Genomic DNA, 12149 nt, shown 5'->3' on the forward strand with positions numbered 1-12149 from the left:
CTCCTTATTCTGACAAGTACTGTTTACTTATCACGCCAAGATTTAATGAAATGATAAAGGCGATAAGTGTCGCGACGACAAGCAGTGATAATGCATAGTGGTAGAAGTTAAACTGCATGTGCTCTAAAGGGATCAATTGCTGGTAAAGGGTGATATAACCGAGCAGTATCCCAATGAGTGATGAAGCAAGGTATAAATAGACATTCTTTTTAAATACAAAGCTAAAGATGGTGGTTAAGTCTGCGCCAAGTTGCTTCATAATGTGCAGTGAGTCGCTATGCCTTTCAACATCCACTAGTGAATTCGCAATGGTATTCATCGCAATCAAGACGATGTTTAAAATAACGACAAAAAGCAAGTAGAACACGATTTTACTCAAGTCAGAAAACTCTGCATCCAAGGCTTGTTCACTGGGTATTAGGGGTGACTGAGAGAATAAGCTTGCTGGATTTTCGTGGTTAACCAGTAAGGTATTTGTCTTGGTGTCATCAAGCACTATCATGATGGGGTCAAAGTCAGCTTTCACTTTTCCTAAGTAAAAGTTACTCACGACTTGTACAATCTCGATGTCAGTTAAACCGTCTCCAAAATCTGCGAAAAACCTATGATTGATCAGTTGATCCGTCGGAATATTGTCGAATAGATTGGAAAAGGCTTGGGTGACTATAACGCGAGTTTTGCCATCAACTTCATTTATTTTATCCAGCGCTAAGGTAGTTTGGTTAGCGTTTAGCACTTCTAGCGCAAGTACTTGCGAGATAGCAGGACCTGCAAAAAAGTAATGTACTGGAGTTAATTGCTCATCTAATTTTTGCTGTGCTGTTGATACCGTAATGTAATTGGCTGATTTATCGAAAGGGCGCCAACTACTCACTTCTGACACCCTGCCGTGGTTGGTATTTATGTTATCTCGAATATTGGTGGGTAAACGATCATTGTGCCCATCTAATTTTGCGTAATGAGTGTGATTAATATCATATCCATAGTCTGCTTTTTTTGCTGAAAATAGTTCGTAGGCAACACCAGAGGCTACAAAGACCACCATGGCTGTGACTAATGTTTGTATGATGATGGTAAGTTGCGTCATCCACAGGGTATTGATCCCTGCGGATCTTGAGATTGCTTGATTATTTTGCACCGTGACAATGTTACGTATTACAAGACATATAATTGATACATAAGTGATGATGAGAACAAGCACGATACTCAATGAAATTATCCATTTGTTTGTTGGTGTGAGTATTGCCAATAGTGGAAATTCGACACTTAAAAAACGGCTGCCGAAGTAAAATACGAACAATGAGATCGCAGTGGTGATCAGTAAGGTCAATTTATTGTCGAGTAACGCGTTTACTGCAATTTGCCCATAACTCCCCCCAATACTGAGCAAGGTCTTTATACGCTCTTGGTGAGAGATTTGCGTTGAGGCCACTGAGCATAAAAAACCGACGCAGCCAAGCAAAAATGAAAAGCCACATACACCGTAAATCAGGTATAAACTCGATTTAGCAAAAGTGGTTCCGAGTTCATCTGGCAACCCTAGGTCATAGTGTAATTGTGATAGGTGGCGTTTAGATAAGTGAATAAACGCAGATGGTGTAAAAGGGGCCCCTGGTATTTGTGGTGCGTGCTCTAATACGACTTGCTCAAGGTTCAGTGAATTACCTTGTGCTAATTCAACAAATAAGTGGATATGAGTGTCATACCAATTGTCGTAGTGTGATTGAATTTTTTGCCCATAAGTGGAGGCAAGTGCAATCATGAGGTCAGGTTGAATTGATAAGCGCTCATCTAATTCAATGACTTGTGTAATTTTAAACTGCCCTAATTGACCTAGTTTTAAAGTTTGTCCGGTTAGAGTTGTATGGTTATTAGTGAGTTGCCTGGCAAATGTGCTTGATAAATAAACCTCATTATTTTCAACAGCAGAGATACCATTTGGACTGAGTGACAGCATATTAAATGCCGCTTCATTGAGTGCATATACCTGTGCACTTTTTATTTCGTTGGTATTGTGTAATACGTTAATTGTTTCTCTATGTGCTAGACCGACGCGCTCAATATCATCCCGTGAAGACAGTACAGGTACTAGCGCAGCAGGGGATTGAGAGCTGTTAACTTGCTCACCATTAGGTAAATTAAATTGAGTTTCAATTTTATATACATTGTCGGCAATCGTATTGTTGATTGCATTGTTCGCAATTACAAATGCAAACATAAACCCGAGTAAAATGGTTCCTACAGACAGAGAAAAAATTCCCGTGATAGCAGAAAGCCCCTTTGGGCTGCTTAAAAACTTCAACATCTTCACTTCCTATTTATTTTAAGCGCTCTAATGTTTCTATGAGTTTTGTGTTTATGATGTCATCAGATTCTTTTGCGATACGCACAAATTCGGCCTGTTCAAAGCCTTTTGATGCTTGTTGCAGGTATTTATGGGCATTATCGCTGTTAAAGTGTGCATAAGCTTTTTGCCAAAAGTTTCTTAATCCATACCAGGTGTAACACGCTTGAATATAGGTGTTAGGGTCAAGCATTCTGCCCGTCCAAGGTGACTTGACAGATTGAGAGTGAAACTTGGTAGGCAAACAAGGTTCGTAAAGCTCTGCAATATCGAATAGGTTATGTGTCATTTCATGCACGATGGCATCTGCAAGTGTTTCAACACTTACTTCATTGAGGTGTGGGTTAATCAACACCACAAGTCCATTGCATATATTGGTAGATGCGCAGTTGAATTTATTTTTACTGGTGTCAAATCTCACAACGATGGAGCAGATACTGGCTTTTAAAACATTAAAGCACGCTGTTGACACGGACTGGATATAATCTATTGCAGAAATAACTTTTGGCGCAGTGCTGTCAATGAGGGGTTGCGATAGTCCGGTGTCACCCCAGGGAATATCCCGTTGTTGGCCGCGCGCAAGGTCGCTAAAGTAATCTATGAGAATACCAGCTTCTTTATGCTGGTAGTTGTTCTTATAACCTATATTCGTGCATGGGTTATAGGCTATATCAGCGCGTAAATTCCAAATAAGTGCTTGCTCTTCGATTAAAGAGCTGTTTGATATGATCACATTATTAATAGTTGATAATTTGAGCTCTGCGAGAAAAAGCGCTTTTATATTGTCAAAGTAGTCATCTTTTTCTCGACTAGAAAAGATGACTTTCCATAGCTTGGGGAGCTTAAAAAAAGTGTATAAGTCTTCAGAAGAATAAGAACTAGAAAGCTTATCAAACAATTCCGAGAGTTCTTTGTGTGATAAGATTTCTCTTTTAAAAATATCTATGAGAAGATCAATTTTGCATTGGTCAAACACACCAGCAAATCTATCGCTGTTAAATTCTAAACACTTGGGTAGTTCATTGGTAAGTGTATGCATATTTTTGTCCTTAAAAAGCTGCTAACTACATGTATTTAGCAGCAGGGTGATCTCACTAAGGGTTACTTTTCGAATGACTTCGACCAGTTCCAAGCTGTGATAGGTGGTGCAATTGAAATGCTATCAACACGTGCTTGATCAACATTAGCGATATTTAATGTTTGATCTGAAAAGCTACTTTTAAGCGCATCAAGTTTTTCAGAGATAGATATTTTCTCTTTTGGTGCTTCAACAATCATTTGTAATTCCTTCTTAAATTTAATTTATTTCATAGAGGGAAGCCCTCCGTTTTTTTGTACATGATGTTTATTATTTGTGTCAATTACGTAGATTCCCCGTATTTTTGTTGCTTATTGTTGAGTTTATTCGTAAAAATTTGGGTTGTTGTTTGATTTTTATGCTGGTTTTTAGGATTGTTTTTGTTTTACATGAATAGAGATGTATTGGTTGCTCATTCTAAACATGGCAATTAATTTGACCTTATTCAGGTGTTGAGATGTAAATAACCTTTATTTTAAGACTATTTATTAGAGTCATTACTTTATATTTTCTTGATTTATATAGTTTTAAATTTAGTAATTAATGAGTGATTACTATTCTCATTTATTGATTGTTGAGGTGTTAAAGTTTGAATCGATAAGGTTGTACATGATTTTTATTTCAATAAACAAAATAAAATCATTTCTTACTATTAAGTATCAATCTTCAAAACTAGTATAGTTAAGAATGATTTGTTATTTTTCTTTTTGCTTTTAATTTGATCTAAATCAATTTTGAGATTTCATTTTTAGCAGTGTGGTCAAGTTAACCAAGTAAAAAGTCTGTATTTTTCATCGATAAATCGTGAGTACTCATCCAAAGATAGTAGTTCTGTATCAAAAGGAGAAAATTTTAATGTTCTATTTTTGGGTGCAAGTTTATTTTTGTATATTACATTGCTGGCTATTGAAGGAATACAGCCTCTTTTCTGTCATTGCCTATTAGTTGGATTTAATTAACAGTTACGCTTGATTGAGAGAACAGCTATCAATTTTCGTGTCTGTGTAACGTTGTCAAAGCAACAGTGGATATTGAATTTTTGTGGATAAAATAGATGTGTGATTTTCTTTGTTACTGTTTTACTATGATTTTTTCTAATCTTTCCTGAATTTAAAACTGTATTGGCTATGCTTATCACAGCGAATTCAAACTCTGTTTTGGATTTAGCTTTTCTACGAGGTGTGTTCAGGTTATGTGTTTATGAGAGTAGAATCTTCATTTTATCTTTACACGCCTATCTCTAATTACTTGATATCATAAGCTTGAGGTAATGCATTTTACTTTCCACATATCCGTTATAAGATACGTGTTAAGATTTTTGTAGAGTATAGTGGCAAGCCATCAATGCTTTGATAGCTTAACCACTTTAGTCTGAGAAAGTGGGCATTATCGGAAAAACATCTAACTGAGTAGACTTTACACGATTAAATTGCGCATTGACTTTTCCCGATATATTGCCAACTGTTTAGACCTTGTTGAATATGCTGTGCAGCTTGCTGTGCCGTCGTTCCAGAAAATACCTGTTTGATGGCCTCTGCAACAAGCTGTTGATAGCTTGGCGTTCCTTGATTTAACGAAGCTGCTGTAAATAAGCTCGCACCATAACTCTGCTCGTTTAAGAGTTTTGCTTGTGCTCTAAGGTTGCCGCTGTTGATTTGCATTTTGCCGCCGTAAGCGGGAATTTCATTTAGAGTATTAGCAAATAAGTTGGCAAATGTTTTTGTTGTCGTAAAGTTGAGCACTTTTTGGGCGTGTTCAGCATACTGACTTTTGGCGTTTACCTGATAGGTACCATCGGCAAACCCGTAGAATTTGCCACTTTCTCCAGGCACAGGCCAAAAGTCAACTTGATAGCTTTTGTCTATTTGATAAAACACGGAGTTAGGTCCCGCTCGCCAACCACCATCTAAAGCCAACGCTGAGTTTCCTAGAGCTTTACTGGTACCCATACCATGGTAATCCTGCTTCAATACATCATGATTGATGTAACCTTTGTTATGCCAATCTTTTAATGTACCTAATATATTTACGTATTCAGTATCCGTAAAACAGGCTTGTCCAGTTATCAGTGCTTGTGCTCGCGACGCTTTGAGTAATCCAGCAGTCATTACTTCTGCGACTACTTGCGATAGATACCACTGATCGCTGGCCATTTGCAGAGCAGTAATATTGTTGCTTTTCAGTTGGTTGAACACACGCTCGAGAGCAGAAATAGAGTGAGGCTGTGAATCTAACCCATGCTTAGCTAGCAATTTTTTGTTGACCAGAATACCCTCGAGCTGCATCGCAAACGGTACACCATATATGTTGTTATCTGCGCCTGTTGCTGCTGGGAGTGCATTTGGGTTAATGGATTTTAACGCTGTGAGTTGCGGTGATATCAAATTATGTTTGATTAGCGGTGCAAGCGCTGCGGGTCCTGGCATCCATTGAAACAAATCAACATGTTGATTTTGTATCGCCAATTGGATATGCGACTGATATGTATCAAAATCGATGACTTTAACGTTGACATGCACATCGTCAATTAGGTTTTGTTTGTTAACCTTGTCCCATAACAACTGTTCTTGTTGGCGCCACGTATAGAGATCTAGCTGCTGTTTTGAACAAGCTAGGGTTGGCCAGAGCAACAAAGCAATGAGTAAGTAGAAATATTTTGTCATGTTAACCTCTTATTGCACCTTAAATTGCTCGTTCATTGTTACTAAGGCATCTGATGCTTTATCGAGCTCATTAGCCGCTGCATGGTTATGCTGTATTTGGTCAAGTGTTTGCAGCGAAAGTTCATCGATATTTTCAATGCTGGTACTGATCTCTTGAGCTGCTATATGTTGCTGTTTAGCTGCTTCTGCGATGACTTCATTAAGTTGGTGTGCATCGCTGACACCCTGTGCAAATTCCTTGATTTGCTCATCGATTTCTTTTGCCATTTCAGTACAAGACTCAGTGTTGTTAACTGAGCTTCGAAGCGCTTGCACTGCCAAATCAGAAGATTTTAGTAGTTGATTTATCTTGGTTTGAATTTGTTCCGTTGATGCCTGTGTACGCATGGCGAGAGTACGCACTTCATCAGCTACAACGGCAAATCCTCGTCCGTGCTCTGCGGCTCTAGCAGCTTCAATTGCAGCATTCAGTGCAAGTAAGTTAGTCTGATCGGCAATAGTATCAATAACGTTAACGACCTCTTCAATCTGTCGACATTCTTTATCAAGAGAGGCCACCACATCTGCGGCTGAAGTCATATCACAACGAAGCTGTTCACTGAGCGTTTGGTTTTGCTGAACTAAGCCTTGCGATTGTGTTGCCAGTGCATCTGCTTGGGCCATGAGCTGAGTTGCCTGCACCGCTGTATCTGAAATTTCACTCGATGTTGCGGTCATTTCAAGTACGGCACTGGCCACTTGCGTGGTTTGGTCTTTTTGCTGATTGGCTATTGTGGTTGTGTGCTGCGCACTAATTGACAAGGTATCTACAGAGTGATTGATTTGCTCTGATTGTGTTTTGATATCGGTGATAATAGTCACAAAAGCAATTCTTAAGCTTTGCAGAGCTTGACGCAACTGCGCAAATTCATCTTTGCCCGATACATCTATATGATCTTGCAGATTACCGGTTGCAAGTTTTTCTATATCTGCAACGGTTTGCTTTAGTGGGCGACTGATACTGCGTGTAATATACAGCGCTGTCAAAATACCGAAAATCAGAGTGGCAAGGGTTGCCAATGAAATCCAAGTAAAGCTTGATTCAACTGATGCGGTTGTTTGTAATTCTACTGCAGCGCTAAAATCCTGACTCAATTTGCTGATTTTGGCCATATCAGATTTGAGCTGTTGTAACCCTGACTCCACCTGAGCCAGATTACTAATAAGTACGTTTTTACTTGATAAGTAGCTGCTCTGAAGGGATTTTATACCATCTTGTTTGCCTATAACCCAGGCTAGCTCAGTTGCTACGGAACCCAGAGGTTTTATAATATTGCGCTCTAAAGCGGCACTGGGTGTGAGCGCTTGCAATTGATACCCACTTTTTACGTAGTCACTTAACCATAATTTATACTCTTGTGAGAGGGCTTGTAGCTCTTGTAAGTTGTTGATCAATAGAAACTGTTTAGCGATAGATATACCATATCTCAGCTGGCTTAAAGAAGAAGTAACCGCTTGGTTTGCTCTATATCGTGTGTAGCGCTCTGTAATATCAGCGAGTTGTTTATCGAGATTGCTGATCTGTGATTGGTATTGCTTTAAAGTGGCTTTGTTTTTTAGCGCCGCACTGGCGACACTCATTGATTTTTTTTGTGCGCTGAATACCTGTGTTTTGCTTGCTTCAAATTGCTCAACAACCTGAATCTTATCACTGTTGTTTGGCAAATTAGCGAACAGCGCTATCATAGCATCGAGCTGTTGTTGTATTTTTTTCTGATACGCATTGATGGAACCTTCCAATCTTAATTGCTCAGAAATGTCTTCAGCATAGTAATGCTGGTATACAGATAGGTTAAGCTGATCGAGCTTACTTTCGACAGAGTTTACTTTTATATCAATTGGTTGAGCGACTTGAGTAACTTTTTTTAAGTTGCTATTGATCTCTGACATTCTAAAGAGAGAGAAGACGCTTATGGCAACCATTGCCAGGAGAACTACCGTGTATCCGACTGATATTCTTGATATTACGGATGCTTTGAACATGGTATGGGTAACTTATTGGTGAAACAGGTTTAAATTTTGCGCAATGGTAGCATTGTCCTTTTCAAAATGACCTAGTATTTATTCAGTATATTTAAACAATTAATTGTAATGGGAAGTATTAAACTTGTTGAGTAAGTGTTTAGTCTGTATGTGGTGAGTAAAAATGTAACTTTATTAGTAAGCTACTGATAATAGAAAATCATGAAAATGGATGTTAGTGGGTGTATTGTTGCATTTTCGTTGCTTTGAAATGGGGCTACACAGCAGCCCCATTAAGGTATGATCTATCGCTGATATACTATCTCACCATCTAATAGGGTCATAGTGACTTGCGTATTGGCTATTTCTTTGACTGTGCTTTCAAATAGGTTTTTATCTAGTACAACTAAATCAGCGAGTTTGCCCACTTCTATACTGCCAACAAGGTGATCCTGTCGCATGGCATAGGCGCTGTTTAATGTATAAGCTTCAAGTGCTTGAGCTAGGGTGATTGCCTGTGGTGCTCTTGATATCGCGTTACTGATCCCAATGAATGGATTAAATGGGCTCACATTCCAATCACTAGAAAGTGTTAGTGTGGCATTACTGTCGACTAAGTTTTTAATAGGTACAAGGTCTTGTGAACGTTCAGCACCAAGTAACGGAATGTTTTCAGGCCAGTGGTTTGGATCAGTAAAATCTCCAGCAACTTGCGCATCTGCAATGACTCCTAATTTAGCGAAGCGCCCGTAGTCAGCTGGGTCAACGACCTCAAGGTGAGTTAACCTGTGACGCGCTTTACCAGAAGATGCATTTTCAATGGCATTCAACGCTTCATGGATCCCTCTATCACCAATGGCATGAATATTAAAATCGAAACCCGTTGGCTCCAGCGCTTTTATGTACTTTTCAAGGCGTGCTTGGGTGAAGTAATTCAGGCCGTTATTACCGTCTAGCTCCAACCAATTTTGGTGATATGGTTCGTGCATGGCAGCTGTGGTGTTAACCAGTATACCGTCGACATAAAATTTCACTTGGTTAACTTTTAGCAAACTATTCGGATCTGCTTGGTAGAGTGATTTTAGTTTACTCAGTTGTGTTGCATCATTCATTTGCGGGTATGCCCAAAGGCCTAGGTGAGCTCTGAGCGTTAACTTATCTTCTTTCGCGATCTTTAACCAAGTGTCTAAGTGGCCGCGTTGCCAATAGGTTCTTGCATCACTGATAGACGTGATCCCAGCTTTATTCAGTGCTGGCATCGTATAGTCAATCAGCCCCAAGTAATCGTTTTGTTGCGTGTTGGTCAGCGAACGCATTGCCAGCTCCATCACCTGATTACCTGCATTATCATATAGGATCCCATCGACGTTCCCTTGCTCATCTCTCCCTATAACGCCGCCAATTGGGTCTAGACTATTTGCGTTGATCCTTGCTAATTCCAGTGCTTTACTGTTAACCCACATAGAGTGCGAAGTTTGCTCCATAATGATAACGGGGCGGTTTGGTACAGCCTCGTCTAGGACTTCAATTGGGCTGTCTTGCATTTCTAATAGTGTGCCAATTGAATGGCCATAGCCTATTAGCCATTCAGCATCAGGGTTTTGGAATGCCGCATCAGCAATGAGGTCAATATAAGTTTCTGTAGACTCTTCTTCAGGAATCGTAAATTGCGTTGCGTCTGAACCTGACTCCAATGGGTGCATATGCACATCATGAAATCCAGGCATCATCATCTTGCCTTTTAGGTCAATAACTTGCGTATTTTCACCAATATGTTGTTGGGCTTGTTCTGTAGAGCCAACAAAAATAATCTTATTGTCTTTGATCGCAATAGCCTGTGCCCAAGGTTTGGCTTCATTGACTGTGTAAATATCGCCATTGACAAACACCATGGTCGATTGAACTTGCGCAGTTTGATTGGGTGTAGTAGTTGGTGTATTGCTATTTACGGAATTATTAGCCGTAGAGCTAGAATCTGAGTTACAGCCTGATATACAAAGGCCAGCTACAATTATAGGAAGTAAAGACATATTTGTGACTCTCATGGTTGACTCCTGTTAGTTGGCGTTACAATATCAGTGGCATGGTAACCATAAGGTAACAGTATAGAGGTTTTATGCTTGTATTACTGGTTGAAGACGATACTTCTTTAGCAGCTCAATTAATTGACTTTTTGCAATGTGAAGGTATTGAAGTGGATTATGCCATGTCTGTTGCGAGTGCAAAAGAAATTGCAGTGCAAACAAATTTGTATAGTCAGTATGATGCGGTGATTCTTGATATGGATCTGCCCGACGGCAGTGGTTTAAATTTATTGTCAGAAGATATTTTGGGGCAAGGTGTTCCTGTATTATTTTGTACGGCAGCCACATCTCTTGAAGACAAACTCGCGGCTTTCTCTGCGGGGGCATTGGATTACATTACTAAGCCTTTTGCTCTGCCAGAGCTGGCGGTCAGGCTTAAAATATTGGCACAAAAACAACCAACACAAACCGAGGCCATGTTCGATATTGATGACTTACATATTGACTTTTCTATGAAAATAGCAAAGCGAGGTGAACGCGTTTTGGTGTTATCACCCCAGCAGTGGCAACTGCTCTCATTACTCGCAGAGCATAGTCCAAAGCCAGTTAAGAAAGATCAGATCTTGATACATATATGGCCAGATCAGGATGTGAACAATAATATGTATAAATCTTTATTAACGCGTTTAAGGCGCAATGTCTCAAAGCATGATGAGCCGGAATTGATACATACAATAAAAAGCCAAGGGGTGGTATTGAGGTGTACAGATGGTTAACCCTCAAAATCTTGGGCGTTACTTTACGCTAAGATTTGGCATTTTTTTTGTTGTATTTATGGCTATTTGGATGCAAGTTGCGACCTGGGTTTATCACTATGCTTGGGATGATACCACTGAGCATTACCTCTATCAGGACTTAGTGCTAGCACACAGTGATCAGCTTCAATTGCCGTTCAAATCAGCAGAAAAGTACATTGGTGCATTGCATACAATGCCAATTGAATATCAAAAAATACTGGGGTCTCACGATATAGAATATGAGCATACATTGCTTATATCTTTCGATAAGGGAGATTTGTATGTGCTTAAAAGTGAAGATAAATTAGGCCAAGATTTGTTTGCCGTTCATTTTTTTTCGCAGCAAACATCCCCTAGTTTATTACCCGTTTTTTTGATTTTAAGTGGCTTTATGCTTGTGCCTATTGGGCTATTAATTTGGCGGATTTGGCGGGCTATTAAGCAGGACATTGATGTATTAAAGCAAAGCTTGGATGAACACGAAGAGGACACACCTCCAGCAAGGTTCGTTGAATTTTCTGAGCTTCAGTTTTTGGTATCAACAGCACGCTTTGCACAGCAGCATGCGCAACAGCAAGAAAGGTTGTTTTCGGCATTTTTGAGTCATGAAGTACGAACCCCGTTAACTAAGATAAATCACAGTATCAATCGGCTTCAACAAATAGATGATATTCCTTTGGCTGCATTAGATATGATTGAAGAGTTAGAGTCAGGGCAGACAGAGCTAACTGAGATAGCTGATGCTGTTTTATTACTGAGTCAGCCTAGTAAAGCGAAACTGGAGTGTCATGCTTTGTTACCCACCTTAGTTAAGTGGCAGAAAAAGTGGGCTGATCTTGGTTTACTCATTCATATTGACAAGGAGCCTGTGCTCGGTGAGCAAGCAATTCAGCCTAAGTTACTGCAGCTACTTTTGACGCAGGTCGCAAAAAATGCGCTACAGCATGGCGAAGGTGGACTGCATGTTGAGCTGGATGCAAAGGGCATCGTGTTCGAAAATAGGGTGAGTGTCAGGGCAGTGCGACCTGGGTATGGCCTTGGTAGCAAAATAGTCTCGCAAGTTTGTGACTGCTTTGGATGGCAATATAATGTGAATGTAACTGTAACTGATAAATATAGGGTTCGTATTGTCTGGTGTTATTAAGTACTTGATTGATACTGCTCGAATTTAAAGGAATTGAAATACTGATAGTTCAATTAATGGATGTCGCCATTGCCGCAGTTATTTGAGCCAATATGACA

At 39.7% G+C, this 12149-nt stretch carries 8 protein-coding genes; 2 read left to right on the plus strand and 6 right to left on the minus strand.

Annotation, left to right across the window (positions count from 1 at the left end):
• Positions 1–4: 4 nt before the first annotated feature.
• The 6 genes from darB to S4054249_RS24425 all read right to left on the minus strand — a co-directional run bounded on the left by darB (position 5) and on the right by S4054249_RS24425 (position 10131).
• Positions 5–2305, minus strand: a complete 2301-nt coding sequence (darB, locus tag S4054249_RS24405; protein ID WP_046357642.1) for a darobactin export ABC transporter permease subunit — start codon at positions 2303–2305, stop codon at positions 5–7.
• 13 nt (positions 2306–2318) lie between these two features.
• Entirely contained in the window at positions 2319–3383 is a 1065-nt protein-coding gene (locus tag S4054249_RS24410; RefSeq protein ID WP_046357643.1) for a hypothetical protein, read from the minus strand.
• 62 nt (positions 3384–3445) lie between these two features.
• Positions 3446–3622, minus strand: a complete 177-nt coding sequence (gene darA / locus S4054249_RS26755) for a darobactin family peptide antibiotic (protein WP_155401408.1) — start codon at positions 3620–3622, stop codon at positions 3446–3448.
• Positions 3623–4846: 1224 nt separating this feature from the next.
• Positions 4847–6085, minus strand: a complete 1239-nt coding sequence (locus tag S4054249_RS24415) for an extracellular solute-binding protein (protein ID WP_046357644.1) — start codon at positions 6083–6085, stop codon at positions 4847–4849.
• A 9-nt stretch (positions 6086–6094) separates the two neighbouring features.
• Positions 6095–8107, minus strand: coding sequence for a methyl-accepting chemotaxis protein (locus S4054249_RS24420; RefSeq protein ID WP_080928433.1), 2013 nt, complete (start codon positions 8105–8107; stop codon positions 6095–6097).
• Positions 8108–8391: 284 nt separating this feature from the next.
• The gene (locus S4054249_RS24425; RefSeq protein WP_046357646.1) at positions 8392–10131 is read right to left on the minus strand and encodes an amidohydrolase; all 1740 of its coding nucleotides are present in this window, start codon (positions 10129–10131) and stop codon (positions 8392–8394) included.
• A gap of 71 nt (positions 10132–10202) precedes the next feature.
• On the opposite strand from S4054249_RS24425, the gene S4054249_RS24430 reads away from it, so the two are divergent.
• Together S4054249_RS24430 and S4054249_RS24435 are read left to right on the plus strand one after the other, a co-directional pair.
• Positions 10203–10886 carry a response regulator transcription factor gene (locus tag S4054249_RS24430; protein ID WP_046357647.1) on the plus strand — a complete coding sequence of 228 codons (684 nt, stop codon included), beginning with the start codon at positions 10203–10205 and terminating at the stop codon, positions 10884–10886.
• Positions 10879–12051 (plus strand): sensor histidine kinase, encoded by a 1173-nt coding sequence (locus S4054249_RS24435; RefSeq protein WP_046357648.1) that lies wholly within the window; start codon positions 10879–10881, stop codon positions 12049–12051. Before S4054249_RS24430 ends, S4054249_RS24435 begins: the two co-directional genes overlap by 8 nt.
• Positions 12052–12149: the final 98 nt, after the last annotated feature.

Origin of the sequence: Pseudoalteromonas luteoviolacea, from assembly GCF_001750165.1 — a bacterium.
Lineage (GTDB): Bacteria > Pseudomonadota > Gammaproteobacteria > Enterobacterales > Alteromonadaceae > Pseudoalteromonas > Pseudoalteromonas luteoviolacea_G.